The organism is Streptomyces sp. NPDC003379, from assembly GCF_053589195.1.
Window position 1 is genome coordinate 67,486 of sequence record NZ_JBSFRK010000014.1, and the last position, 25,337, is coordinate 92,822.

General features: G+C 70.8%; 20 protein-coding genes. 16 read left to right on the plus strand and 4 right to left on the minus strand.

All coding sequences use genetic code 11. The annotated features are described in order from the left end of the window. Nucleotides 1-130: 130 nt before the first annotated feature. Nucleotides 131-2,473 (minus strand): bifunctional SulP family inorganic anion transporter/carbonic anhydrase, encoded by a 2,343-nt coding sequence (locus ACWDVB_RS15900; RefSeq protein ID WP_451515335.1) that lies wholly within the window; start codon nt 2,471-2,473, stop codon nt 131-133. A gap of 309 nt (nt 2,474-2,782) precedes the next feature. Between ACWDVB_RS15900 and ACWDVB_RS15905 the strand changes: the two genes are divergently transcribed. Beyond that, nucleotides 2,783-4,066 (plus strand): hypothetical protein, encoded by a 1,284-nt coding sequence (locus ACWDVB_RS15905; RefSeq protein WP_451515334.1) that lies wholly within the window; start codon nt 2,783-2,785, stop codon nt 4,064-4,066. A gap of 49 nt (nt 4,067-4,115) precedes the next feature. Here the strand turns inward: ACWDVB_RS15905 and ACWDVB_RS15910 are convergent, their stop codons facing one another. Further along, entirely contained in the window at nt 4,116-5,096 is a 981-nt protein-coding gene (locus tag ACWDVB_RS15910; protein WP_451515333.1) for an ATP-binding protein, read from the minus strand. Nucleotides 5,097-5,197: 101 nt separating this feature from the next. On the opposite strand from ACWDVB_RS15910, the gene ACWDVB_RS15915 reads away from it, so the two are divergent. Further along, on the plus strand, nt 5,198-6,013 hold the full coding sequence (locus ACWDVB_RS15915; RefSeq protein ID WP_451515332.1) for an oxidoreductase: 816 nt from the start codon (nt 5,198-5,200) through the stop codon (nt 6,011-6,013). A gap of 430 nt (nt 6,014-6,443) precedes the next feature. On the opposite strand, the gene ACWDVB_RS15920 is transcribed toward ACWDVB_RS15915, so the two are convergent. Beyond that, entirely contained in the window at nt 6,444-7,268 is an 825-nt protein-coding gene (locus ACWDVB_RS15920; protein ID WP_451515331.1) for an HAD family hydrolase, read from the minus strand. Between the two features lie 620 nt (nt 7,269-7,888). Here ACWDVB_RS15920 and ssd point away from each other — a divergent pair. The 7 genes from ssd to ACWDVB_RS15955 all read left to right on the plus strand — a co-directional run bounded on the left by ssd (nt 7,889) and on the right by ACWDVB_RS15955 (nt 12,848). After that, on the plus strand, nt 7,889-9,019 hold the full coding sequence (ssd, locus tag ACWDVB_RS15925; RefSeq protein WP_451515330.1) for a septum site-determining protein Ssd: 1,131 nt from the start codon (nt 7,889-7,891) through the stop codon (nt 9,017-9,019). Next, on the plus strand, nt 9,016-10,191 hold the full coding sequence (locus tag ACWDVB_RS15930) for a TadA family conjugal transfer-associated ATPase (RefSeq protein ID WP_451515329.1): 1,176 nt from the start codon (nt 9,016-9,018) through the stop codon (nt 10,189-10,191). The genes ssd and ACWDVB_RS15930 overlap by 4 nt, the downstream gene beginning before the upstream one ends. Before the next feature lie 8 nt (nt 10,192-10,199). Next, complete coding sequence (locus tag ACWDVB_RS15935; RefSeq protein WP_451515399.1) at nt 10,200-11,030, plus strand: type II secretion system F family protein; 831 nt, start codon at nt 10,200-10,202, stop codon at nt 11,028-11,030. A gap of 359 nt (nt 11,031-11,389) precedes the next feature. After that, nucleotides 11,390-11,812, plus strand: coding sequence for a type II secretion system F family protein (locus ACWDVB_RS15940; protein ID WP_451515328.1), 423 nt, complete (start codon nt 11,390-11,392; stop codon nt 11,810-11,812). Between the two features lie 82 nt (nt 11,813-11,894). Continuing rightward, entirely contained in the window at nt 11,895-12,110 is a 216-nt protein-coding gene (locus ACWDVB_RS15945; RefSeq protein WP_451515327.1) for a DUF4244 domain-containing protein, read from the plus strand. Then, nucleotides 12,097-12,483, plus strand: coding sequence for a TadE family type IV pilus minor pilin (locus tag ACWDVB_RS15950; RefSeq protein WP_451515326.1), 387 nt, complete (start codon nt 12,097-12,099; stop codon nt 12,481-12,483). The genes ACWDVB_RS15945 and ACWDVB_RS15950 overlap by 14 nt, the downstream gene beginning before the upstream one ends. Continuing rightward, complete coding sequence (locus ACWDVB_RS15955) at nt 12,480-12,848, plus strand: Rv3654c family TadE-like protein (RefSeq protein ID WP_451515325.1); 369 nt, start codon at nt 12,480-12,482, stop codon at nt 12,846-12,848. The genes ACWDVB_RS15950 and ACWDVB_RS15955 overlap by 4 nt, the downstream gene beginning before the upstream one ends. Before the next feature lie 27 nt (nt 12,849-12,875). Here the strand turns inward: ACWDVB_RS15955 and ACWDVB_RS15960 are convergent, their stop codons facing one another. Further along, entirely contained in the window at nt 12,876-15,359 is a 2,484-nt protein-coding gene (locus tag ACWDVB_RS15960; protein ID WP_451515324.1) for a DEAD/DEAH box helicase, read from the minus strand. A gap of 80 nt (nt 15,360-15,439) precedes the next feature. On the opposite strand from ACWDVB_RS15960, the gene bldG reads away from it, so the two are divergent. The 7 genes from bldG to topA all read left to right on the plus strand — a co-directional run bounded on the left by bldG (nt 15,440) and on the right by topA (nt 25,225). After that, nucleotides 15,440-15,781, plus strand: coding sequence for an anti-sigma factor antagonist BldG (gene bldG, locus ACWDVB_RS15965; protein ID WP_003975386.1), 342 nt, complete (start codon nt 15,440-15,442; stop codon nt 15,779-15,781). Nucleotides 15,782-15,862: 81 nt separating this feature from the next. Then, complete coding sequence (locus ACWDVB_RS15970) at nt 15,863-16,297, plus strand: ATP-binding protein (protein ID WP_451515323.1); 435 nt, start codon at nt 15,863-15,865, stop codon at nt 16,295-16,297. Between the two features lie 314 nt (nt 16,298-16,611). After that, complete coding sequence (locus ACWDVB_RS15975) at nt 16,612-19,014, plus strand: sodium-translocating pyrophosphatase (RefSeq protein WP_451515322.1); 2,403 nt, start codon at nt 16,612-16,614, stop codon at nt 19,012-19,014. 241 nt (nt 19,015-19,255) lie between these two features. Continuing rightward, nucleotides 19,256-19,843 carry a small secreted protein gene (locus ACWDVB_RS15980; protein ID WP_451515321.1) on the plus strand — a complete coding sequence of 196 codons (588 nt, stop codon included), beginning with the start codon at nt 19,256-19,258 and terminating at the stop codon, nt 19,841-19,843. An 89-nt stretch (nt 19,844-19,932) separates the two neighbouring features. Continuing rightward, on the plus strand, nt 19,933-21,447 hold the full coding sequence (locus ACWDVB_RS15985; RefSeq protein ID WP_451515320.1) for a DUF7059 domain-containing protein: 1,515 nt from the start codon (nt 19,933-19,935) through the stop codon (nt 21,445-21,447). A gap of 201 nt (nt 21,448-21,648) precedes the next feature. Next, a complete protein-coding gene (locus ACWDVB_RS15990) occupies nt 21,649-21,846 on the plus strand; it encodes a hypothetical protein (protein WP_451515319.1) in 198 nt (65 codons plus the stop codon). A gap of 553 nt (nt 21,847-22,399) precedes the next feature. After that, nucleotides 22,400-25,225, plus strand: coding sequence for a type I DNA topoisomerase (topA, locus tag ACWDVB_RS15995; protein ID WP_451515318.1), 2,826 nt, complete (start codon nt 22,400-22,402; stop codon nt 25,223-25,225). Nucleotides 25,226-25,337: the final 112 nt, after the last annotated feature.

Here is a 25,337-nt window from a genome sequence, read left to right on the forward strand (position 1 = left end):
GACATCTCCCTTGCGCTGCTTTGCCGGGGGCGACCGTTGTGTCCGAAGCCACAGCTCATCAGACACAACCCGTGGTGACAAGGGTCTGCCGAAAATTGGTTTAGACCTTTACCCGTCGGGTGGCCGCTCGTCACATCCCGGCCCGCTCCACCTTGATCAGCGCTGTGGGCGCCACCTCGTCGAAGACGTCGTCGGGAAGGTGCTCGGCCCCGCTGCCCTCCGTCAGCAGATAGGCCTGCGCCTCTCCGACATGGAAGTACATGCCGTGCAGTTCGAGCTCCCCTTCGGCCAAGCGGCGCGCCACCGCGTCGTACGCCTTCAAGTGCTCCAACTGCTGGACCACATTGGTGAGACAGAGCTGCTCGACCGCATCGGCGGGTGCCCCACCGGAGAGCCGCGCCCACGCTCTGTCCTGCGCGCCCATCCGCTCCAGGCTCGGCAGGCCATGCCGCAGCCAGCGCCGCAGCGGCGTCTGGACGCCTCCGGGCGGCGTGTTGAGCAACGCCTGCATCGCACCGCACCCGGAGTGCCCGCAGACGGTGATGGACCGCACCTTGAGAATCTCGACCGCGTACTCGATCGCCGCCGCCACCGAGTCGTCCCCGCTCTCGTCGCCCGGCATCGGCACCAGATTGCCCACGTTGCGTACGACGAAGAGGTCGCCGGGACCGCTGGAGGTGATCATCGATGTGACGACCCGGGAGTCCGCGCACGTCAGGAACAGCTGCGCCGGCTGCTGTCCCTCACGCGCGAGCCTGGCCAGCTCGCCCCGCACATGAGGCGCCGTGTTCCGCTGGAACGCGCTGATGCCGCTGGCCAGTTGGTGGCCGCTGTGCCGACCCGGCTCCTGCTCCTCCTGCGGCCGGTCGCAGTGGTGATTGCGCCAGGGCGCCCACGGCCGGCAGCAGGAGTGCGAAGCGCTCGCGGGCTCGGCGATGCGGGTCCCGGCGCGCCCGGTGATCTCGACGCGTCCGCCGTGCGCGGTGTGCTCGTCCTGCCAGCACTGCAGCGTCTCGTACGCCGCGTGGTCCATGAAGGAGCCGTCCAGCTCCACGACGACGTCCTCCCCGTGCGGCACGAGGTGCAGCGTCCTGCTCAGCCGGGGCACGGCGAGGAACGTCAACTGGCCGCGGGCGCGCACATGATGGACGCCGTCCTTCGCCTCGTGCGTGATCCGGGTGCGGGCGAGGCGGTGCAGCGCGACGGCGACGGCGACGGCGACACCGAGCGCTACACCTTCGAGGACACCGAGGAGGACCACGCCGAGGGTCGTCATGGCGTAGACGACGATCTCGCGGTGGCGGGTGATCGTACGGATGTGGTTCAGGCTGACCATCTGGATGCCGACGGCCATGACGAGGGCGGCGAGGGCCGCGAGCGGGATCAGCTCCAGGACGGGGACCAGGAGCAGCGCGGCCACTACTACCCAAACGCCGTGCAGCATCGTGGAGTTCCGGCTGACGGCGCCCGCGCGCACATTGGCCACGGTGCGCACGGCGACCCCGGCGACGGGCAGGCCGCCGAGCGCTCCGGAGACGATGTTGGCGCTGCCCTGGCCGAGCAGCTCGCGGTTGAGGTCGGAGCGGCGCACGCACGCGTGCAGCTCGGGCTGCTTGGAGACGAGCTTGTCGACGGCCACGGCGCCGAGCAGCGACTGCACGCTGCACACCAGCGTGATGGTGAGTACGGCGGCGACGAGCCCGAGCGCGGGCCCTTCCGGGAGCCCGACCAGCGCGTGACTGCGCCAGGAGGGCAGGTCGACCCTGTCGAGCCGAAGACCGGCGGCCGAGGCCACGCCCGTCGCGAGAGCCACCGAGACGAGGGCGGCGGGCACGGCGCGGGCCAAGTGCCCGGCGCGCCCGGGGATCCGCGGCCAGAGCAGCAGGATGGCGAGCGTGAGCAGGCTGGTCGAGAGCGCGGCCGGATGCAGGTCGGCCAGCTGGGCGGGCAGTGCCCGGAGATTGTCGAGCACGACGCTCTGTGGGGTGCCGCCGAGCACGATGTGCAGCTGGGCGACGGCGATGGTGACACCGATGCCGGCCAGCATTCCGTGCACCACAGCGGGGCTGACGGCGAGCGCGCTGCGGGCCACGCGCAGGCAGCCCAGGCCGAGTTGGGCGAGGCCCGCGAGGACGGTGATGGCGCAGGTGGTGCGCCAGCCGTACCGCTGGATGAGGTCGGCGGTGACGACGGTGAGCCCGGCGGCGGGACCGCTGACCTGAAGCGGTGAACCGCCGAGCCGGCCGGTGACGATGCCGCCGACGGCGGCGGCGACCAGGCCCGCCTGGAGTGGGGCTCCGGTGGCGAGGGCGATGCCGAGGGACAGCGGCAGGGCGATCAGGAAGACGGCGACCGACGCGGAGAGGTCGGCGCCGGCGATGCGGAACTTCTTCCGGGGCGGCGGGGCGTGTGGCTCGTTGGCGCCCGGGGTGGGGGTCGAGTCGGTGGGGCGAGTGGGGACGCAGGCAGTCATTTTCCCGTCTCCTCCGGGGCAGCGCGGTCGCGGGACAAGGGGCCCTTCGGAAGGCCTCCGAAGGGCGTTTCGCGGCCGTGGGTCACGGCATGCAGCGGCGGGATCTCTCAACTCTCAGTAAACGAACAGTAATGCAGAGTAAAGGCTTCCGGTGGACTAAAGGGGCAAATGGGGCAATCAATCACCCGGACGGATGAATAAAAACTTTTATCGGCTTGTCGGAACGGAGCATTCCGACACCCGTGCGAAGTTGCTGACCGATCTCTGTCCGATCTGTCACGACTTGCACGGAAAGAAGGTGGGCGGAAGATGGCCGCCACCCGGAGAATCACCGCGAGCCTCACCGCCCTCGTGGCCTGTGCCGCAGGGCTGGCCGGCTGTGCGTACGGCGACACCGGCGCGGGCGCCGGAACCAAGGAAGGCGCCCACGGCGCGAAGAAGGCGGCCGGCGCCCTGGCGCCCAAGAGTCCGGTCCGCATGATCGGGGACGGCTCCACGGCGTTCACCGGCAAGCAGCCGAACCTGCCGAGACCGGCACGCCTGAAGCCCGGCCTGAAGCCACCGCAATTCGTGGTCTTCTCCTGGGACGGCGCCGGCGAGGACGGCCAGAAGCTGTTCTCCCACTTCCGCAAGGTGGCCAAGCGGAACGACGCCACCATGACGTACTTCCTCAGCGGCGTGTACATGCTCCCCAAGGAGAAGCGCAGGCTCTACAACCCGCCGCAGCACGCGGTCGGCAGCTCGGACATTGGCTTCAGCGACCGCAAGGGCATCAAGAACACCGTGGAGCAACTCCGCGGCGCCTGGCTCGAGGGCAATGAGATCGGCACCCACTTCAACGGCCACTTCTGCGGCAAGGGCCGCGGGGTCGGCGAGTGGTCCGTCGGCGACTGGATGAGCGAGATCAACCAGGCCAAGTCCTTCGTGAAGGCCTGGAAGACGAACGCGGGCCTGAAGAAGGCGCAGCCCCTGCCCTTTGACTACGACAAGGAGCTCATCGGTGCCCGCACCCCCTGTCTGGAAGGGCAGAAGAACTTCATGCGGGCGGCTCGGAAGATGGGCTTCCGTTACGACACCAGCGGCGTCAACGACCAGGTCTGGCCCAAGAAGAAGAACGGCCTCTGGGACCTGTCGATGCAGCTCGTCCCGGTCCCGGGCCGTGGATTCGAGACGCTCACCATGGACTACAACTTCATGATCAACCAGTCCGGTTCGACCTCGAACGGCGACCCTTCCAAGCATGAGTACTGGGGTGACCAGATGCGGGACGGGCTGCTCCGGGGCTTCAAGCGCGCGTACAAGGGCAACCGCGCGCCGCTGATCATCGGCAACCACTTCGAGTCGTGGAACGGCGGCACGTACATGCGCGCCATCGAGGAGACGATCGAGACGGTCTGCACCAAGCGCGAGGTGCGCTGCGTCTCCTTCCGGCAGCTCACCGACTGGCTCGACGCGCAGGATCCGAAGGTGCTGGCGAAGCTGTCCAAGCTTCGGGTCGGCAAGGCGCCGAAGAAGGGCTGGGCGGAGTACCTGTCCGCCCAGCCCGCGCCGGCCCCGAAGGGCGTCCCGGGAGCACCGGCGGTCAAGCCGTAGCGATTGCAGCCCCGTTCAGACAGGGGTGGCCAGTCAGGCGAGTGGTCAGTCAGGCAGGAGTGACCATCTGCTCGCGCAGAACGAAGTCGGGATCGACCTGGGCAGCCAGGTCGGTCCCCGTCCGTTCGTTGCCCCAGCTCTGCGCGTTCTTCAGGTGGAAGTGGACCATCTGGCGGGTGTAGCGCTCCCAGTCGCGTCGTTCGTACGAGGCGTCGACGGCGGCCTGAAGTGCTTGCAGGGAACGGTGGTTGTCCTCTTCCAGCCGCTCGAAGCGGGGCGGGCGGCCCTTCTCCATGGCGCGCACCCAGTCCGAGTGCCCGACGGTCACCAGGAGGTCGTCGCCGACCTGCTCGCGCAGGAAGTCGATGTCGTCCTGGCCCTGCACCTTGTTGCCGACGACCTTGAGGTCGACGCCGAAGTCGCGCGCGTACTCCTTGTACTGGCGATAGACGGAGACCCCCTTTCTCGTCGGCTCGGCCACCAGGAACGTCATGTCGAAGCGCGTGAACATGCCGGAGGCGAAGGAGTCCGAGCCCGCGGTCATGTCCACGACCGCGTACTCATCGCGGCCGTCGACCAGGTGGTTCAGGCACAGCTCCACCGCCCCCGTCTTGGAGTGGTAGCAGGCGACACCGAGGTCGGCTTCGGTGAACGGCCCTGTGACCATCAAACGGATGGTGGCGTCGTCGAGTTCCAGCGGCCGGGCGCACGCGTCGTACACGGGATTGTCCTCGCGCACCCGCAACAGCCGCGAGCCCTCGCCCGGAGGCGTCGTCTTGATCATCGTGTCGGCGGAGGTGATCCGCGGGTTGGAGCCGCGCAGATAGTCCTTGATCAGGGGCAGGTGCGCGCCCAGGGCGGGCAGTCGCGTGGCGTCCGCCTCGTCGAGGCCGAGGGCGGGGCCCAAGTGCTGGTTGATGTCCGCGTCCACCGCGATGACGGGAGCGCCGGTGGCGGCGAGGTGGCGGATGAAGAGCGAGGACAGCGTGGTCTTGCCGCTGCCGCCCTTCCCCACGAAAGCGATTTTCATGACCACGAAGCGTAGTGGGTCCATTACTCCCGACACTTGATGCGCGTGAAGAAGACCACTCCTTCGTGGAGCGGGCGCCTGGAGTACGTAATGTCGTACTCATGAGTACGACACCCGATCCGATCGCGGCCCTGGGGGCGCTCCCCGGCGTGGCCGACTCCGTGGACTCCGTGCGCAAGGCCGTCGACCGGGTCTACGGGCACCGGATCATGCGGCGCCGCAGCACCGAGATCACCTCCGAGGCGGCCCTGCGTGGCGCTCGCGGTTCCGCCGCGCTCTCCGGTGCCGAGTGGGCCCTGGAAGAGGTGCGTCGGCGCAGCGACTTCAGAGGTGACGGTGAGGAGCGCACGGTCGGTGGTGCCCTGCGGCTGACCGCCGAGGCGGGGCAACTCCTGTCGATCTGGCGGCAGTCGCCGCTGCGGGTCCTGGCGCGACTGCACCTGGTCGCCGCGGCGGACTCCGCCGAGGCCGCGGGGCGCCCGCGCCTGGCGGGCGAGCCTGTCGAGGAGCCGCTGATCGAGCTGCCCCTGCCGGACGCGGACGAGGTGGCGGGGCGCTTGGAGGGGCTGTCGCAGCTGATCATCGCGGGCAGTTCGGCTCCGGCCCTGGTCATGGCGGCCGTGGTCCACGGCGAACTCCTCAGCCTGCGGCCCTTCGGCTCGCACAACGGCCTGGTGGCACGGGCCGCCGAGCGCATCGTCCTGGTGGGCAGCGGCCTCGACCCGAAGTCGGTCTGCCCGGCGGAGGCGGGCCACGCGGAGCTGGGCCGGGCGGCCTACGTGGCGGCGCTCGACGGCTACGCGTCCGGCACCCCGGACGGTATGGCGGCCTGGATCGCCCACTGCGGCAAGGCCGTTGAGCTGGGCGTCAGGGAGTCGACCGCGGTCTGTGAGGCGCTGCAGCGCGGAGCGGCGTAGGGCGGGTCGCGCGGGGGCCCGAACGGTCCCGAACAGGGTTGCGGCGGTACGGAAATCCGTACCGCCGCTGGCATGTCCACCGGGTTACCAAGCGTCCTCGTATGTTGCCCATCAGGTCGGGAACTTGGCCCGTCACCTGGTGCGGCTGGCCCGTAATCGACGGGTCGACGTCGCGTGGGTGCTCGATGTCCATGCTTCGGTCCGTGGGGCCGTGATTGCGTTTAAAGGTAATCCTCTCGGATGTCCTTGGTCTCGCGGGCCGTTGACTCCTTTGTACTCCAGTACTGGGGCGAGCGGAAGTCCTGGGCGTACTTCTTTACTTTTGGGTTCAAACAGGTGTGAATCGGGCGGGCGGTTTCCGCGTGTGATTCCGCCGAGGGTCGGCCAGAGATCGCTGGGTGGCCGCGGGGTGGCGGGGGAGCGGCCGGGGTCAGCTCGCGGTCGCGCGGCGGCGGCTGGCGAACCAGACGAGGCCCGCGGTGGCCGCGGCCGCGCCCACCGCGGCCGCCGCGACGAGCGCGGGCCTGGGCGGGGCCGGCAGGCGCTGCTTGAGCCGCACAGGGCGGTGGAAGTCGAGGATCGGCCACCCGCGCGTGAGGGCCTCCTTGCGGAGCGCGCGGTCGGGGTTGACTGCCGAGGGGTGCCCGACGGACTGGAGCATCGGCAGGTCGGTCGCCGAGTCGCTGTAGGCGTAGCAGCGGTCGAGGTCGTACCCCTCGGAGTGGGCCAGCTCCTTGATCGCCTCCGCTTTGGTGGGGCCGTACGCGTAGTACTCCACCTCACCCGTGAAGCAGCCGTCGTCGCCGACCACCATGCGGGTGGCCACCACCCGGTCCGCGCCGAGAAGCTCCCCGATCGGCTCGACGACCTCGGCGCCGGAGGTGGACACGATGACGACGTCGCGGCCCGCGGTGTGGTGCTCCTCGATGAGGGACGCCGCCTCGTCGTAGATGATCGGGTCGATCAGATCGTGCAGGGTCTCGGCGACGATCTCCTTGACCTGCCGCACGTTCCAGCCGCGGCACAGCGCGGACAGGTACTCGCGCATCCGCTCCATCTGGTCATGGTCGGCGCCGCCCGCGAGGAAGACGAACTGCGCGTACGCGGTGCGCAGCACAGCCCTGCGGTTGATCAGGCCGCCTTGGTAGAACGACTTGCTGAACGTGAGCGTGCTCGACTTCGCAATGACCGTCTTGTCCAGGTCAAAGAAGGCCGCGGTGCGAGGCAAGGAGTGGTTTTCCACGAGCCCGAGCATAGGCGCCCACCATTCGGCGTAAGCTGAGGCGCGTGGGTTTGCCTGAGAAGGCTCTCGGGTACACCATGGAAGTCACGGATCGTTCGCGACCGTGCTAACCCGGTCTGGCTCCTCCCCCCCCGAGTCGGACCGTGGGGACGACCCCCGCTCTCCCCCCCGGCGGGGGTCGTCGCATGTCCGGATGGGTTTTTGAGCCCTCCGTCGATCATCTTCCGGCCTTCCGGGCCCTCTCTCCGCCGTCCTGGCGGTCTTGAGGCCTGCCCAAGATTCGTCACCGTGTGTAATCGAATCGATGCTCTGTGGAAGCCGTTGGGGAGCCGTTGGGAAGCCATCGGGAAGGCATCGGGAAGGCATCGGGAAGGTGCCGGGAAGCCCGGTACGAAGGTGGCGTGAAGCCGTCGAGAAGCTGACGGCGAGCTGACGGGATGTCACCGGTTTGGGTGACGCGGATATTCACAGCCATCGCCTTGTCCACAGTTATTGACCAAGATCCACACGATTTCCGGGATCGCTGCACGCTGATTCCGCTCGTTCCGCTCGCGAAGTTCATGGCCGGATTGCTTTGCCCGGTTGTTCGCTCATGCGGAGCGCGGCATTCACAGGTGCTTGCGTGAAGGGGGATGGAGATCGTGGGTGGAGTGATTTCGCAGGACAGGGGCGCGCCGCCGGACGGACGGCAGGGTGGGCCGCTGATCCTCACGGAGGACGTGGAGCTCCTCGATGACCTGCTGCGGCTGTGCGCCGCGGCGGGGGCGCGGCCCGAGGTGCACCACGGCGGACCCGAGCGCGGAGAGGCCTGGGACACGGCCCCGCTCGTCCTGGTCGGGGACGACGCGGCGGACCGGGTGCGCGGGGCCGCGCGACGGCGCGGGGTCGTGCTGGTCGGGCGGGATCAGGACGATTCCGGGGTCTGGCGGCGGGCCGTGGAGATCGGCGCCGACCATGTGCTGCTTCTGCCCGACGGCGAGCAGTGGCTGGTGGACCGCATCGCCGACGTGGCCGAGGGCGTGGGGCGGCCCGCGCTCACCGTCGGGGTGATCGGCGGACGAGGCGGAGCAGGGACCTCCACCCTGGCCTGCGCCCTCGCGGTCACGGCGGCCCGCGGTGGGCGGCGCACGATGCTCGTCGACGCGGACCCGCTGGGCGGCGGCCTGGACGTCCTCCTCGGGGGCGAGACCGCCGACGGGCTCCGCTGGCCCGCCTTCGCCGCGTCGCGCGGCAGGGTCGGCGGGGGAGCGCTGGAGGAGTCGCTGCCGCGGCTGCACGCTCTGCGGGTCCTGAGCTGGGACCGGGGAGATGCGGTGGCGGTCGCTCCGGAAGCCGTTCGGGCGGTGGTCTCCGCGGCCCGCAGGCGCGGCGGTGTGGTCGTCGTGGACCTGCCGCGCCGGGTGGACGAGACGGTCGCGGAGGCGCTGGCGCAGGTGGATTTGGGGCTCCTGGTGGTGCCGCCGGAACTGCGCGCGGTGGCGGGGGCGCGGCGGGTGGCGTCGGCGGCGGGCCTGGTGCTGCGGGACCTGCGGGTGGTGATCCCCGCAGGCCCGGGACCGCGCGGCTCCGGCACGCTCGACTCGGAGGAGGCCGCGGGGCTGCTCGGGCTTCCGCTGGCCGGTGAAGTGCCTTGGGAAGCGGGGCTGGCGGCGGCGCAGGTGGCAGGGGTGCCGCCCGGTGGCGCGGCGCGCGGTCCGCTGGCGCGGTTCTGCACCGCCTTCTGGGACCGGGTGCCGGCCGACGCCCTGGGAGGCGCCGTATGAGCGCGGTGGTCGGGGCGCGGATGCTGGACGGAGTGCGCCAGTGGCTCGCGGAGAGCGGCACGGAGCCGACTCCGGCACGGGTCGCCGAGGCGCTGCGGGCGCAGGGAAGGGTCCTTGGGGACACAGAAGTTCTCGGCGCCGCCGAGCAGTTGCGCTCGGAGCTGGTCGGCGCGGGACCCTTGGAGCCATTGCTCGCGGACGCCTCTGTGACCGACGTACTGGTCTGCGCGCCCGACCGGGTGTGGGTGGACCGGGGTGGTGGACTTGAGCTCACAGGGGTCACGTTCCGGGACGCGGCCGCGGTGCGGCGCCTCGCGCAGCGTCTCGCGGCCGTGGCGGGGCGGCGTCTGGACGACGCCAGGCCCTGGGTGGACGCGCGCCTCCCGGACGGCACCCGGCTGCACGCCGTGCTGCCGCCGGTCGCCGTGGGATCCACCTGCCTCTCGCTGCGTGTGGTGCGGCCCCGGGCCTTCACCCTGACCGAGCTGGTCGACGCGGGGACGGTGCCGCCCGGGGGCGACAGGGTGCTGCGGGCGCTGCTCGACGCCCGCCTGTCCTTCCTGATCAGCGGGGGCACGGGTAGCGGCAAGACGACCTTGCTGAGTGCGCTGCTGGGCCTGGTCGGCCCCAAGGAGCGGATCGTGCTGGCCGAGGACTCCGCGGAGCTGAGGCCCGAGCACCCCCACGTGGTGCGCCTGGAGTCCCGCCCCGCGAACCAAGAGGGGGCCGGCCTCGTCGGCCTGGACGACCTGGTGCGCCAGGCGCTGCGGATGCGGCCCGACCGGCTGGTCGTCGGCGAGGTGCGGGGCGCCGAGGTGATCCACCTGCTGGCCGCGCTGAACACGGGACATGAGGGCGGCTGCGGCACGGTGCACGCCAACGCCGCAGGGGACGTGCCCGCACGCCTGGAGGCCCTGGGGACGGCCGCTGGGCTCGACCGGGCCGCCCTGCACAGCCAACTGGCGGCCGCCCTGTCAGTGGTGATCCATCTCGTACGCGACCGGGCGGGCCGCCGCCGCATCGCCGAGGTGCACGTGCTGGAGCGTGCCGCATCGGGCCTGGTGGTGACGGTGCCCGCGCTGAGATGGGGCGCGGAGGCGTTCACCGAAGGGCCCGGGTGGGAGCGGCTGAAGACCCTGCTGGTGGCCGGAGGACGGGGTGATCCGCTGTGAGTACGACGATGTGGGCGGCGGCCGTGTGCGCGGGGAGTGCGGCCTGGCTGACGGATGGTCGAAACCGTACGGCTCGGCGGGTCCGGTCGGTGCTCGGGGCCGGTGCGCCCGAGAAGGCGGACGGCTGGTCCTGGCGGCGGGCTGTCGCCGCTGGGCGCGGTCGGGTGCGGCACGAGTGGTGGTGCCTGGTGGCCGGGGCGGTGGTGGCGCTCCTCGGGGAGTCTCCGCTGCCGCTGATCGCGGGCGCGGCCGGAGTGCCGTTGGCGGGGCGCGTGCGGCGGGCCCGGGAGGCGCGCCGGGAGCGGGAGCGGCGTGGCGATGCCGTGATCGCGCTGTGCGGGGCGCTCGCGGGCGAGGTGCGGGCGGGGCGGCAGCCGAGGGATGCGCTGCGGTCGGCCCTTGATGATTCCTCTGGGGTGGCCTCTGGTGCGGTGCTGGCGGCGGCGCGGTTCGGCGGGGACGTGCCCGGGGCGCTGGGCGAGGCGGCGCGAGAGCCGGGCGCGGAGGGGTTACTGGGGCTCGCGGCGTGCTGGCGGGTGGCGGTGGATCGCGGTGCGGGGCTCGCGGCGGGGCTTGGGCGGCTGGAGGGCACGCTGCGCTCCGAGCGCGATCAGCGAGCGGACCTGCGAGCCCAGTTGGCCGGCGCGAGATCGACCGCCGTGATGCTCGCGGGGCTGCCGGTACTGGGACTGCTGATGGGCGGCGCACTGGGGGCGGAGCCTCTGCGGGTGCTGCTGCACACAGGACCGGGGCTCGGCTGCCTGGCGGTGGGCGGGGTGCTTGAGGGCGTCGGGGTGTGGTGGGCGCTGCGGATCGTACGAGGAGCGGAGGGACGATGAGTTCTGTCCACAGGCTGGGGATAGCTGTGTGGGGAGTCGCGGCGGTGCTCTGGTTGGCGCTGACGGTGTTGGCCGCGCGGCGGGAGAGGGCGGTGCGGCGGCGGGCCGGGGCGGCACTGGGCGTGGAGAGACCGGCTGCGCGGCGCGGGGAGCGGTGGCCGGGCTTGCGGGCCGGGGCGCGCGCCTGGCTCATGGTGGCGGGGACGGCGAGTGCGGCCTACGCGTTGGTGGGCGGAGTCCCGGGGCTGGTGGCGGGAGCGGCTGTCGGCTACGGCACATGGCGATGGCGGCGGACCCACGCACCGCCTGGCGCACGGGGCGGAATCAGTGACGCGGCGGAGGGCGCTCGCCAATTCCCCTTGGCAGCGGACCTTTTGGCGGCCTGTGTAGCCGCGGGCGCGAGCCCGGTCGCGGCCGCGCGAGCCGTCGGGGAGTCGCTGCGAGGTCCGGTCGGTGAGCGGCTCGCGCGAGGAGCGGCGGAAGTACGGCTGGGCGGCGAACCAGCGGACGCCTGGCGCCAGTTGGCGGAGATACCGGGTGCTGCTCCGCTGGCTCGGCTCCTGGAGCGCGCGGGCGAGTCAGGAGCGCCCGCCGCGGACCCAGTGGCCCGCCTCGCCGCGGACGCACGGGCGGCGCGGGCGCGGGCGTCAACGGCCAGGGCGCGAAGGGCGGCGGTGCTGATGACGGCACCTGTGGGCCTGTGCTTCCTCCCGTCGTTCGTCGCGTTCGGGGTGCTGCCGGTGGTGATGGGCCTCGCGGAGGGCCTGTTGAGGACGGCCTGAACGCCTGAATACCTGAACGTCTGAACGCAGACGCGCCTTCTCCGAGGCCAATAGGCCCGAGGCGACTTACGGAACAACATTCATGGGGGTCGAGATGTGTGTACGCAACTCCGCGCGGGCGCTGCTACGGCGGGCTCGCGGGGCGGGCAAGGACGCGGGGATGGTCACGTCCGAGTACGCGATGGGGCTGATCGCGGCGGTGGGGTTCGCCGGACTGCTCTACAAGGTGGTGACGAGTGGTCAGGTCGGGGCCGCTCTGCAGGCGGTGGTGGAGAAGGCACTCCATGCGCCGTTCTGATCACGGACCGAGGACGCGCGAGAGAGACCGGGGATTCGTGACGGCGGAGGCGGCCGTAGTCCTGCCGACGCTGGTCCTGTTCACCATGGCCCTGGTCTGGACGCTGCTTGCCGTGTGCGCGCAGATCCAGTGCGTGGACGCGGCACGGGCAGGGGCTCGCGCTGCGGCGCGGCAGGACCCGGCGACGGTGGCCGTGGCGGCGGCGCGGCAAGCGGCGCCACGCGGGGCGCGGGTGGCCGTGCGGCGCGACGGTGGCCTGGTGCGGGTCGAGGTGGTCGCGGACTCGCCGGGCCCGGGAGCACTGGGTCTAGGTCTGCGGCTGCGGGCGGAGGCGGTGGCGTTGGCGGAAGAGACGGTGGGGGTGGGTTCATGACGGGCCGGGCGGGCCGGGTGTGGCGCGGCGCGGGCCACGATCGAGGGGCGGCCACGGTGTGGGTGACGGCGGTGATGGCGGTGCTCTGCGTGGTCTCCGGTGCCGTGCTGGCGATGGGGCAGGTCGTCGTGGCCCGGCATCGGGCGGGTGGCGCGGCGGATCTCGCGGCGCTGGCGGCGGCGGACCGTTGGGCGGCCGGTGCCTCGGCGGCCTGCGCGGGGGCCGGCCGGGTGGCCCAGGCGCAGGGGGCGCGGCTCCTGCGCTGCGCTGTGCGGGGCGATGTCTCCGAGGTCACGGTCTCGGCTTCCGTCGGCGCCTTCTCCGCGCGGGTCCGGTCGCGGGCGGGCCCCGGGGTTTCTCCGTGACCACGCCTTGCCCCACGGTCCCGTCCCCTATCCGGTCTCCCCGTCCCCGTCCCTGTCCCCGCCCTCACCCGCATCCCGAAGCAACACAGAAAGCAACCGCACAGCCCCCCGCTTGTGCAACGGCTCGTTGCCGTTACCGCACTTGGGGGACTGGATGCACGAAGGGCAGCCCGCCTCGCACTCGCAGGACGCGATCGCCTGCCGCGTGGCAGTCAGCCACTCCCGAGCCGTGTGGAAGGCCCGCTCGGCGAACCCGGCCCCGCCCGGATGACCGTCGTACACGAACACCGTGGGAAGGAGCGTGTCCGGATGCAGCGGCACGGAGACGCCGCCGATGTCCCAGCGATCGCAGGTGGCGAACAGCGGCAGCATGCCGATGGAGGCGTGCTCGGCGGCGTGCAGGGCGCCGCCGAGGATCTCGGGATGGACGCGGGCGGCGTCCAGCTGGTCCTCGGTGACCGTCCACCAGACGGCGCGCGTACGCAGCGTACGAGGAGGGAGTTCCAGCTTGGTCTCGCCGAGGACCTCGCCCGTGATGATTTTTCTGCGCAGGAAGGAGACGACCTGATTGGTGACTTCGACGGAGCCGTAGCAGAGGCGCCCCTCGCCCCAGGGGACCTCGACGTCCGTCTCCAGGATGGAGATCGCGGTGGTGTCGCGCGCGGTCGTGGAGTACGGCGGCACGGCCTCCTCGACCAGGGCCACCGAGTCCTCCAGGTCGAGGTGGCGCACGAGATACGTACGGCCCTGGTGGAGGTGGACCGCGCCCTCGTGCACGGTGGTGTGCGCGGCGGACGCGTCGACGGTGCCGAGCAGCCGTCCCGTGCCCTCCTCGACGATCTGGACGGGGTTGCCGCCCTCGCCGCGGATGTCGGTGAGGTCGGCGGCCCGCTCCCGGCGGGTCCAGTGCCAGGCCCTCGTCCGGCGGCGCAGCAGCTTCGCGGCCTCCAGCTGCGGGAGCAGCTCCTCGGCTGCGGGGCCGAAGAGCGCCAAGTCGTCGTCGACCAAGGGAAGTTCCGCGGCGGCGGCGCACAGGTGGGGGGCGAGGACGTACGGGTTGTCGGGGTCGAGGACGGTGGACTCGACGGGCTGCTGGAACAGCGCTTCGGGGTGGTGGACGAGATATGTGTCCAGCGGGTCGTCCCGGGCGACCAGCACGGCCAGGGCGCCCTGCCCGGAGCGTCCGGCCCGCCCCGCCTGCTGCCAGAGCGAGGCTCGCGTACCGGGGTAGCCCGCGATGACGACGGCGTCCAGGCCCGAGACGTCCACGCCGAGTTCGAGGGCGGTGGTGGCGGCGAGGCCGAGGAGTTCGCCGGAGTGCAGGGCGCGTTCCAGGGCGCGGCGCTCTTCGGGGAGGTAGCCACCGCGGTAGGCGGCGACGCGGCGGGCGAGGGAGCGGTCGACCTCGGCGAGGCGTTCCTGGGCGATCACCGCGATCAGCTCGGCGCCGCGCCGGGAGCGTACGAAGGCGACCGAGCGGACGCCCTGGACGGTCAGGTCGGTGAGGAGGTCCGCGGTCTCGGCGGTGGCGGTGCGCCGGACGGGGGCGCCCTTCTCGCCGTGCAGTTCGGTGAGCGGGGGCTCCCACAGGGCGAAGACGAGTTCGCCGCGGGGCGAGGCGTCGTCGGCGACCTCCTTCACGGGCAGTCCGATGAGGCGCTCCGCGGAGACGGCCGGGTCGGCCGAGGTGGCGGAGGCCAGCAGGAAGACGGGATCGGAGCCGTAGCGGGCGCAGAGGCGGCGCAGACGGCGCAGGACCTGGGCGACATGGGAGCCGAAGACGCCGCGGTAGGTGTGGCACTCGTCGATGACGACGTAGCGCAGGGCGCGCAGGAAGGCGGACCAGCGGGGGTGGGAGGGCAGGATGCCGCGGTGCAGCATGTCGGGATTGGTCAGCACGTAGTTGGCGTACTGACGCACCCATTCGCGTTCTTCCACGGGAGTGTCGCCGTCGTACACGGCCGGGCGTACGGCGTTCCCGAGAGGCTCCGCGAGTGCGCGGACGGCGCGGCGCTGGTCGGCCGCAAGGGCCTTGGTGGGGGCCAGGTACAGGGCGGTGGCGCCACGCCCGTTGGGTGCCTCGGAGCCGTCGAGGAGGGCGGAGAGGACGGGCGCGAGGTAGGCCAGGGACTTGCCGGACGCGGTGCCGGTGGCGACGACCACGGATTCGCCGTCCAGCGCGTGCTCGGCCGCCCGTGCCTGGTGGGCCCAGGGGTGCTCGATGCCCGCCGCCCGAACGGCGGATATGACCTCCGGACGGATGCGGTCGGGCCAGACTGCATACCGGGCCGCACGTGGGGGCAAGTGCTCCGTATGAGTGACGCGCGATGCACGGCTCGGCCCAGCGGTGAGTCGGTCAAGGACCGCCCGCGGGGACGTCTGTGCCGGGGCGCCCGCAGAGGGTCCTCCGGGAGGAGAAATTTTGGCCATCGGCATCGAGTGTGTCACTGGCGGGATGGACAATGGTCCCAAGGCGTCGTGCACGCCCGCCGGTAAGTGATTGAATGCCATCGCGGCTGGCGATCCGTCCTGGGGGCTCTGCCGAGGTGTCCCGAGGGATGACCGCTCGATAGCAAGGTGCTGGAGGATCCGTGGACCTGTCCCTGTCGACCCGTACCGTCGGCGATCGTACGGTCGTCGAGGTCGGTGGCGAAATCGATGTTTATACCGCGCCCAAGCTGCGCGAACAGTTGGTCGAGTTGGTGAACGACGGCAGTTTCCACCTGGTCGTCGACATGGAGGGCGTGGACTTCCTCGACTCCACCGGACTCGGCGTGCTGGTCGGCGGCCTGAAGCGGGTGCGTGCCCATGAGGGCTCGCTGCGCCTGGTCTGCAACCAGGAGCGCATTCTCAAAATCTTCCGCATCACCGGCCTGACCAAGGTGTTCCCCATCCACACCTCGGTCGAGGAAGCAGTCGCCGCCACCGACTGAGGCCGGGGGTGGCAGTACAGCAGGGGACCGGGCCTGCGGCTCGGTCCCCTGACAGCACGCGCGTACGTCCGAGGGGGATGCATGGCCACCGTTGAACTCCGCTTCAGCGCGCTGCCCGAGCACGTCAGGACCGCCCGCCTGGTGGCGGCCGCGGTCGCGCGCAGGGCCGGGGTGGACGAGGCCGTTCTCGACGAGGTCAGGCTCGCCGTCGGTGAGGCCTGCACGCGCGCCGTCGGGCTCCACCAGAGCAATGGCGTCACGGCGCCGGTGCTGGTCTCGCTGATCGAGGACGAGAAGCAGTTCTCCATCGAGGTCGGCGACGAGGCGCCCCGTTCGGCGCCCGGTGACCGGGTGCCCGGCGGGCGGTCCGACGCGGGCGACGAGCTGGAGGGCGAGGACGAGATGGGTCTCGCCGTCATCAGCGGCCTCGTGGACGACGTCGAGGTCACCGCCGGCGCATCCGGCGGCCTGATCCGCATGAGCTGGCCGACCACCCCCGCGCCGCTCCTGCCCTGAGGCCCACTCTCGCCGCCCCGCCCCGGGCGGGGCCCCCTCACTCTGCCCGCCCCACGCCCTGACAGGCCCTGTCACCACCACGGTGAACAGGGCCTTTTCTTATTCTGATCATTCAATTCCCTTGATCAATTCTGCGGTCGATCTCTCGTCAACGGTTTTGGAGCATTACTGCTTTCGGGGCCAATCCATGGCCGCGATCATTTGCTGAGAAGCGATCTCCGGTCAATTGCGTTAGTGGCGCTCTGTTTTGATCAGGTTCCGCTCCCTACAATCCGTCCACATCTTGAGCTCAGCCCAAGCGCCAAGGAGGACGAATGGCGGGGCTTTCTACCCCTCATCAGTTTGACCACCCCTCAACCTTCGCAGCCGCAGTCCTGACCGACGACAATCGTCTGATCGTGATGGTCATCGCGGCCGTCGCGCTCGCGGCGCTCGTCGTCGCCGGGGTCCTGGTGCGCCAGGTCCTGGCGGCCGGCGAGGGCACCGACAGCATGAAGAAGATCGCGAAGGCGATCCAGGAGGGCGCGAATGCCTATCTGGGCCGGCAGCTGCGCACGCTCGGCGTATTCGCCGTCGTCGTGTTCTTCCTGCTCATGCTGCTGCCCGCGGACGACTGGAATCAGCGCGCCGGACGATCGATCTTCTTCTTGATCGGAGCGGCGTTCTCGGCCACCACCGGCTATATCGGTATGTGGCTCGCCGTGCGCAGCAATGTGCGCGTGGCGGCCGCCGCCCGGGAGGCCACCCCGGCGGAAGGCGAGCCGGAAAAGGATCTCACCGCCGTCTCGCACAAGGCCATGAAGATCGCTTTCCGCACGGGCGGCGTCGTCGGCATGTTCACGGTGGGGCTCGGTCTTCTGGGCGCCTCCTGTGTCGTGCTCGTCTACGCGGCCGACGCGCCGAAGGTGCTGGAAGGTTTCGGGCTCGGAGCCGCGCTGATCGCGATGTTCATGCGTGTCGGCGGCGGCATCTTCACCAAGGCCGCCGACGTCGGCGCCGACCTGGTCGGCAAGGTCGAGCAGGGCATTCCGGAGGACGATCCGCGCAATGCCGCGACCATCGCCGACAACGTGGGCGACAACGTCGGCGACTGCGCCGGTATGGCCGCCGACCTCTTCGAGTCGTACGCCGTCACGCTCGTCGCCGCGCTGATCCTCGGCAAGGTGGCGTTCGGCGACTCCGGGCTCGCCTTCCCGCTGATCGTCCCGGCCATCGGCGTCGTGACGGCCATGATCGGCATCTTCGCGGTGGCACCGCGGCGCGCCGACCGCAGCGGCATGAGCGCCATCAACCGCGGTTTCTTCATCTCCGCCGTCATCTCGCTGGCACTCGTGGCCGCCGCCGTCTACGCCTATCTCCCGTCCTCGTACGCCAAGCTCGACGGCGTCACGGACGCGGCGATCGCGGGCCACAACGGCGATCCGCGGGTCCTCGCGCTCATCGCCGTGGCCATCGGCATCGTGCTGGCCGCCCTGATCCAGCAGCTCACCGGCTACTTCACCGAGACCACCCGGCGTCCCGTGAAGGACATCGGCAAGACCTCGCTGACCGGCCCGGCCACCGTCGTCCTCGCCGGCATCTCGATCGGTCTCGAATCGGCCGTCTACACCGCGCTGCTCATCGGGCTCGGCGTGTACGGGGCGTTCCTGCTCGGCGGTACGTCGATCATGCTCGCCCTCTTCGCGGTCGCCCTGGCCGGTACGGGGCTGCTGACCACCGTCGGTGTCATCGTCGCCATGGACACCTTCGGCCCCGTCTCCGACAACGCGCAGGGCATCGCCGAGATGTCCGGCGACGTCGAGGGCGCGGGCGCGCAGGTCCTCACCGACCTGGACGCCGTCGGCAACACCACCAAGGCCATCACCAAGGGCATCGCCATCGCGACCGCGGTCCTCGCGGCGTCGGCGCTCTTCGGGTCGTACCGCGACGCCATCGCGACCGCGGCCAAGGACGTCGGCGAGAAACTCGGCGACGGCGCTCCGATGAACCTGGTCATGGACATCTCCCAGCCCAACAACCTGGTGGGCCTGATCCTCGGCGCCGCGGTCGTCTTCCTCTTCTCGGGGCTCGCGATCAACGCGGTGTCGCGGTCGGCCGGGGCCGTGGTCTACGAGGTGCGGCGGCAGTTCCGCGAGCACCCCGGGATCATGGACTACAGCGAGGAACCGGAGTACGGGCGCGTCGTCGACATCTGCACCAAGGACGCGCTGCGCGAGCTGGCCACACCGGGTCTGCTCGCCGTGCTCACGCCCATCGCGGTCGGCTTCTCGCTCGGCGTGGGCGCGCTCGGCTCGTTCCTCGCCGGCGCGATCGGCACGGGCACGCTGATGGCGGTCTTCCTCGCCAACTCGGGCGGCGCCTGGGACAACGCCAAGAAGCTCGTCGAGGACGGCCATCACGGCGGCAAGGGCAGCGAGGCCCACGCCGCGGTCGTCATCGGCGACACCGTGGGCGACCCGTTCAAGGACACCGCGGGCCCGGCGATCAACCCTCTGCTGAAGGTGATGAACCTGGTGGCGCTGCTCATCGCGCCCGCCGTCATCAAGTTCAGCTACGGGGACGACGCCAGCGTCGGCATGCGGGTCCTCATCGCGGCGCTCTCCATCGCGGTCATCATCGGCGCGGTCTACGTCTCCAAGCGGCGGGGCATCGCCGTCGGGGACGAGGGCAACGCCGGGGTGACGGCAAAGTCGGTCGACCCGGCGGTCGTTTCCTGACTCCGGTCCGGGCCGCGTCCAACACGCGGGCGGGCGGCGCTTATTGATGCGCCGTCCGCCCGCTGGCGTGTGGACGCCCGCCCATCGTCACCAGGGCCCCGGACGGGTCGTGAGCCCGTCGTGAGCCTTCTCTCCCACTCCCCGCCATCTGCTTGGTGCAAATGGCTGCAATAGCGGTTGTATCGGGCCCACGACATGCGATTGTCGCTCGTTTGGCGTGTAAGTTCCGGGGCCGAGAGCCATGGAAGGGACCAATCCGGTGAACAAGAAGCTTGCAGCCGCACTGTCCGGCGGTGCGGTACTGGTACTCGCGATGACAGGGTGCAGCAGCGACGACGGCAACAAGGAGCTGGACGACTGGGCCAAGAAGGTCTGTGACTCCGTCCAGCCGCAGTCGAAGAAGATCGCGGACGCCAACGCCGCGATCCAGAAGGAGACCTCCGACAACAGCTCGCCGTCCGACGTCCAGAAGACCGACTCCAAGGCGTTCCAGGACATGTCGGACGCCTACAAGGCGATGGGCTCCTCCGTGAAGAGCGCGGGCGCGCCGCCGGTCGACGACGGGAAGAAGAAGACGGACGACGCCGTCAAGGAGCTCAACGCCATCTCCAAGTCGTACGAGGACTTGAAGAAGCAGGTCGACGGCCTGGACACCAAGAACCAGGCGGACTTCGCCGACGGCCTCAAGGACGTCGCGGGCGAGCTGGACAAGCTGAGCAAGAGCGGCAACGAGGCGCTGGACAAGTTGCAGGAGGGGGAGGTGGGCAAGGCGATGGGCAAGCAGGACAGCTGCAAGAGCGCGTCCACCACACCGTCCGCCAAGAACTGACCCCCTCGGGCCGTACGTTCTTCCCCACGCCCTCGGCACCCATGGTGGCGCCGGGGGCGTCGGTGTTGCCCTCGGGCCACAATGGGGGTGTGAGTACTGCCAGCCTCCCCCTGCCCTCGTCCGACCGCGCCGACGTAGCCGCCTCCTTGCGGGAGGCCCTGCTCGCCGCCGACTTCACCGCCGACGGGCTGCTCGAACTGCTCGGGGCGCCCGCGTACGCCGCGCTCGCGCGCAGTGAGACCGTCCCCGCCCTGCGTGCCACACGTGGGGAAGGCGGCCTTGAAGCCCTCGTACGCCTCTTTCTGCTCCAGGAAACCGTGCCCCACGCGCGCGTGGCGGACGTTCTGCCCCTCGACGCTCTCCTGGAGAGCGGTTGGCTGATCGAGCGGGACGGTGCGCTGCGGGCGGCCGTGGACGTGCGGCCCTATGGCGGGCCGAGCGGCGAGGACTGGTTCATCGTCTCCGACCTGGGCTGCGCGGTCGGCGGCGCCGGCGGCATCGGCAGCCATGACGAAGGCGTCGTCCTCGGGGTCGGCGGCGCGTCCACGACGCTCGCCGGGATCACCGTGCGGACGCCGGTCGACAGCGCCCTCGACCTCGGCACCGGCTCCGGCATCCAGGCGCTGCACGCCGCGCAGCACGCCACGCGCGTGACGGCGACCGACCTCAACCCTCGTGCGCTGGAGTTCACCCGGCTCACGCTGGCGCTCTCGGGCGCCCCGGAGGCGGACCTGCGCGAGGGCTCGCTCTTCGAGCCGGTGGGCGACGAGACGTACGACCTGGTCGTGTCGAACCCGCCCTTCGTGATCTCACCGGGGGCCCGGCTCACCTACCGGGACGGCGGGATGGGCGGGGATGATCTGTGCCGCTCGCTCGTTCAGGAGGCGGGGGAGCGGTTGAACGAAGGGGGGTACGCGCACTTCCTGGCCAACTGGCAGCACGTGGACGGCGAGGAGTGGCAGGACCGGCTGCGGTCCTGGGTGCCGCGCGGCTGCGACGCCTGGATCGTGCAGCGCGAGGTGCAGGACATCACGCAGTACGCCGAGCTGTGGCTGCGGGACGCGGGGGACCACCGCCAGGACCCGGCGCGGTACGCGGATCGGTATGAGGCGTGGCTGGACGAGTTCGAGGCGCGGGGGACGCGGGCCGTCGGGTTCGGGTGGATCACGCTGCGCAAGACCGGGGCCGCCGAGCCGAGCATCACCGTCGAGGAGTGGCCGCACCCCGTCGAGCAGCCGCTCGGTGAGACCGTGCGCGAGTTCTTCGACCGGCAGGAGTACCTGCGTACGCACGATGACGCGGCGCTGCTCGCCGCGCACTTCAAGCTCGCCGACGAGGTCGTGCAGGAGCAGGTCGGGCTGCCGGGCGCCGAGGACCCGGAGCATGTCGTGCTGCGCCAGCACCGAGGGATGCGGCGAGCCACCAAGGTGGACACGGTGGGCGCCGGGTTCGCAGGGGTGTGCGACGGGTCGCTGAGCGCCGGGCGGATCCTGGACGCCATCGCCCAACTGGTCGGCGAGGACCCCGTGTTGCTGCGGGACCGCACGCCCGCGCAGATCAGGCTCCTGGTGGCGCAGGGCTTCCTGCTGCCGGTCCAGGCGTAGGGCGGTCGGTGTCAGCCCTGCCCTGGGTGGGGAAATCAGCCAACACCCCGTACACGTCCGGCAATTCGGGTGGAAAGGCGGGCGAGCGGGCCGTCCGCCGTTCACCCGGATTTCGCGCTCTCGATTCCCGGGCGTGTCAGCCTCCAGGCCAAGGCCGCTGACGAAGAGCCGGGCGAAGAGCTGTACGGGGAGGCAAGGGCCATGGAGAGCGCACCAGCGATCTTCGCCGGGACGGTGTTCGCGCTGTTCGGCGCCGGACTGCTGCTGTGGACCGGTGCGCGTGTCGCACACCGCGAACCGGTCGCCCAGGGTGTGAGCCCCGTCGCATCGGCGACGCTCGCCGCGCTCGCCGGTTCCGGCGCGCTGCTTCTCAGCGTGTGGTGTTTCACTCGGCTGTGAAGCCGCTGCGCGGCCGCGGCGGACCACCTCCTTCCGGTGGGGTGGGGCGTCGTATTTCGACAGGGGTGGAGCGCCACGTCCCGGCAGGGCCGGAGTAGCGGGCTCCGCGGGCGGACGGCCGTACTCCAGTGGGCTGCCGGGCCGTATTCCGGTGGCGCGCGGGGTCGTACCGGGGTAGAGGGCAAGGGCGTACTCCGGTGCGGCGGAGGGCCTCGCTCCAGGACGGTCCACCGACCGGCGGAGGTCTCGCTCCAGAGCGGTGGAGGGGCCTGCTCCGGTGATCGCGCCGGTGCGGCGGGGCCGAGGCCCCGGCCGGGCGCCGAAACGGCAGGTCGCCACTCCGGGCGGCAGGAATGGCGGTAGTCGGGTTACCGTTCGAGTGGCCGTTGCGGGCTTTTCCCGTTTGACACGGGGGCGGGATGTACCGTCACACTCCGCAGCGACAGCGCAACGCAAGCCATGCGAGCACTGCCACCGCACTGTCACGAGCACCCCGACCACGTGGTGCTCGCCGCGCACTGCCACCGAGCGTCGACCGGAGAGAAGAGCGAAGTTGTCCCCGACCAGCGAGACCGCACAGGGCGGCCGCCGACTCGTCATCGTCGAGTCGCCTGCCAAGGCGAAGACGATCAAGAGCTACCTCGGCCCCGGCTACGTAGTCGAGGCCAGCGTCGGGCACATCCGCGACCTCCCCAACGGCGCCGCGGAGGTGCCCGAGAAGTACACCGGTGAGGTGCGCCGCCTCGGCGTGGACGTCGAGCACGACTTCCAGCCCATCTATGTCGTCAACGCCGACAAGAAGGCCCAGGTCAAGAAGCTCAAGGACCTCCTGAAGGACTCCGACGAGCTCTTCCTCGCCACCGATGAGGACCGCGAGGGCGAAGCCATCGCGTGGCACCTCCTGGAGGTCCTGAAGCCCAAGGTCCCCGTCCACCGCATGGTCTTCCACGAGATCACCAAGGACGCGATCCGCGCCGCCGTCGCCAACCCGCGCGAGCTCAACAAGCGCATGGTCGACGCCCAGGAGACCCGCCGCATCCTCGACCGCCTCTACGGCTACGAGGTCTCGCCGGTCCTGTGGAAGAAGGTCATGCCGCGCCTGTCGGCGGGCCGCGTCCAGTCCGTGGCCACCCGCCTCGTCGTCGAACGGGAGCGCGAGCGCATCGCCTTCCGCTCCGCCGAGTACTGGGACCTGACCGGCACCTTCGGCACCGGCCGCGCCGGTGACGCCTCCGACCCGTCGCAGCTGGTCGCCCGCCTCACCGCGGTCGACGGCAAGCGCATCGCGCAGGGCCGCGACTTCAACTCCGTCGGGCAGCTCAAGTCCGACACCCTGCACCTGGACGAGACGAACGCCCGCGCGCTGGCCGCCGCCCTCCAGGAGACGGACTTCTCCGTACGGTCCGTCGAGTCCAAGCCCTACCGCCGCTCGCCGTACGCCCCCTTCCGTACGACGACGCTGCAGCAGGAGGCCTCGCGCAAGCTGGGCTTCGGCGCGAAGGCCACCATGCAGGTGGCCCAGAAGCTGTACGAGAACGGCTTCATCACGTACATGCGTACGGACTCCACGACCCTGTCCGACACGGCGGTCACCGCGGCCCGCGCGCAGGTAACCCAGCTCTACGGCGGCAACTACCTGCCGGACAAGCCGCGCACGTACGCCGGGAAGGTCAAGAACGCGCAGGAGGCGCACGAGGCGATCCGCCCCTCGGGTGATCGTTTCCGCACGCCCGCGGAGACCGGTCTGACCGGCGACCAGTTCCGGCTCTACGAGCTGATCTGGAAGCGGACCGTCGCCTCTCAGATGAAGGACGCGACGGGCAACTCCGTCACGGTCAAGATCGGTGGCCGCGCCTCCGACGGCCGCGACGCCGAGTTCAGCGCGTCCGGCAAGACCATCACCTTCCACGGCTTCCTCAAGGCGTACGTCGAGGGCGCCGACGACCCGGACGCAGAGCTGGACGACCGCGAGCGCAGGCTGCCGCAGGTCGGCGAGGGCGACGCGCTCACCGCCGACGAGATGTCGGTCGACGGCCACGCCACCAAGCCGCCGGCCCGCTACACCGAGGCCTCGCTGGTCAAGGAGCTCGAAGAGCGCGAGATCGGCCGCCCGTCGACGTACGCGTCGATCCTCGGGACCATCCTGGACCGCGGGTACGTCTTCAAGAAGGGGACGGCGCTCGTCCCGTCGTTCCTGTCGTTCGCCGTCGTCAATCTGCTGGAGAAGCACTTCGGGCGGCTCGTCGACTACGACTTCACCGCCAGGATGGAGGACGACCTCGACCGCATCGCGCGCGGCGAGGCGCAGGCCGTGCCGTGGCTGCGGCGCTTCTACTTCGGTGAGGGCGGCGAGGGCTCCGGGGGCGCCGCCGACGCGGGCAACGGCGACGGCGACCACCTCGGTGGTCTCAAGGAGCTCGTCACCGACCTCGGCGCGATCGACGCCCGCGAGGTGTCGTCGTTCCCCGTCGGGGACGGGATCATGCTGCGGGTGGGCCGCTACGGCCCCTACATCGAGCGTGGTGAGCGCGACTCCGAGGAACACCAGCGCGCCGACGTGCCCGAGGACATGGCGCCGGACGAGCTGACCGTCGAGTACGCGGAGGAGCTGCTCGCCAAGCCGAGCGGCGACTTCGAGCTGGGCGCGGACCCGGAAACCGGCCGCCAGATCATCGCCAGGGACGGGCGCTACGGCCCGTACGTCACCGAAGTGCTCCCCGAGGGCACCCCGAAGACCGGCAAGAACGCGGTCAAGCCGCGTACGGCCTCCCTCTTCAAGTCCATGACGCTCGACACGGTCACCCTTCAGGACGCCCTGAAGCTGATGTCGCTGCCGCGCGTGGTCGGCACCGACGCCGAGGGCGTCGAGATCACCGCGCAGAACGGCCGGTACGGCCCGTATCTGAAGAAGGGCACGGACTCGCGGTCGATCGACAGCGAGGAGCAGCTCTTCACCATCACGCTGGACGAGGCCCTGGAGATCTACTCCAAGCCGAAGCAGCGGGGCCGTGCCGCGGCGAAGCCGCCGCTGAAGGAGCTCGGCGAGGACCCGGTCAGCAAGAAGCCCGTCGTGGTCAAGGACGGCCGCTTCGGGGCGTATGTGACCGACGGCGAGACCAACGCGACGCTGCGGGCGGCGGACTCGGTCGAGGACATCACTCCGGAGCGCGGCTACGAGCTGCTCGCGGAGAAGCGGGCGAAGGGCCCGGCCAAGAAGACGGCCAAGAAGGCACCTGCCAAGAAGGCGCCCGCCAAGAAGACCGCCGCCAAGAAGACCGCTGCCAAGAAGACGACCGCGGCCAAGAAGACCACTGCCGCGAAGAAGACCACTGCCAAGAAGGCGGCGGCTTCGAGTAAGGCCGCTTCTTCGGAGGACTGACGTTTCCCACTGCCGGGCGCCTCGTCGACAGGTGCCCGGCAGTGGTGTGCCCATCGGTAGGCGATCGTTTGTTCGGGCGGGCCGACGAGGAAGCAGCGCATCCAGATAGGCT

What these genes read in the sequence shown, in the direction of transcription:
- ACWDVB_RS15990 (WP_451515319.1), top strand. Translation starts at nt 21,649, where the DNA reads ATGGAGAGCGCACCAGCGATCTTCGCCGGGACGGTGTTCGCGCTGTTC.
- ssd (WP_451515330.1), top strand. Translation starts at nt 7,889, where the DNA reads ATGGAGATCGTGGGTGGAGTGATTTCGCAGGACAGGGGCGCGCCGCCG.
- ACWDVB_RS15975 (WP_451515322.1), top strand. Translation starts at nt 16,612, where the DNA reads ATGGCGGGGCTTTCTACCCCTCATCAGTTTGACCACCCCTCAACCTTC.
- ACWDVB_RS15905 (WP_451515334.1), top strand. Translation starts at nt 2,783, where the DNA reads ATGGCCGCCACCCGGAGAATCACCGCGAGCCTCACCGCCCTCGTGGCC.
- ACWDVB_RS15950 (WP_451515326.1), top strand. Translation starts at nt 12,097, where the DNA reads ATGCGCCGTTCTGATCACGGACCGAGGACGCGCGAGAGAGACCGGGGA.
- ACWDVB_RS15960 (WP_451515324.1), bottom strand. Translation starts at nt 15,359, where the DNA reads ATGGCATTCAATCACTTACCGGCGGGCGTGCACGACGCCTTGGGACCA.
- ACWDVB_RS15980 (WP_451515321.1), top strand. Translation starts at nt 19,256, where the DNA reads ATGGAAGGGACCAATCCGGTGAACAAGAAGCTTGCAGCCGCACTGTCC.
- ACWDVB_RS15945 (WP_451515327.1), top strand. Translation starts at nt 11,895, where the DNA reads ATGGGGGTCGAGATGTGTGTACGCAACTCCGCGCGGGCGCTGCTACGG.
- ACWDVB_RS15920 (WP_451515331.1), bottom strand. Translation starts at nt 7,268, where the DNA reads ATGCTCGGGCTCGTGGAAAACCACTCCTTGCCTCGCACCGCGGCCTTC.
- ACWDVB_RS15915 (WP_451515332.1), top strand. Translation starts at nt 5,198, where the DNA reads ATGAGTACGACACCCGATCCGATCGCGGCCCTGGGGGCGCTCCCCGGC.
- ACWDVB_RS15930 (WP_451515329.1), top strand. Translation starts at nt 9,016, where the DNA reads ATGAGCGCGGTGGTCGGGGCGCGGATGCTGGACGGAGTGCGCCAGTGG.
- ACWDVB_RS15955 (WP_451515325.1), top strand. Translation starts at nt 12,480, where the DNA reads ATGACGGGCCGGGCGGGCCGGGTGTGGCGCGGCGCGGGCCACGATCGA.
- ACWDVB_RS15910 (WP_451515333.1), bottom strand. Translation starts at nt 5,096, where the DNA reads ATGAAAATCGCTTTCGTGGGGAAGGGCGGCAGCGGCAAGACCACGCTG.
- ACWDVB_RS15900 (WP_451515335.1), bottom strand. Translation starts at nt 2,473, where the DNA reads ATGACTGCCTGCGTCCCCACTCGCCCCACCGACTCGACCCCCACCCCG.
- ACWDVB_RS15935 (WP_451515399.1), top strand. Translation starts at nt 10,200, where the DNA reads ATGTGGGCGGCGGCCGTGTGCGCGGGGAGTGCGGCCTGGCTGACGGAT.
- ACWDVB_RS15970 (WP_451515323.1), top strand. Translation starts at nt 15,863, where the DNA reads ATGGCCACCGTTGAACTCCGCTTCAGCGCGCTGCCCGAGCACGTCAGG.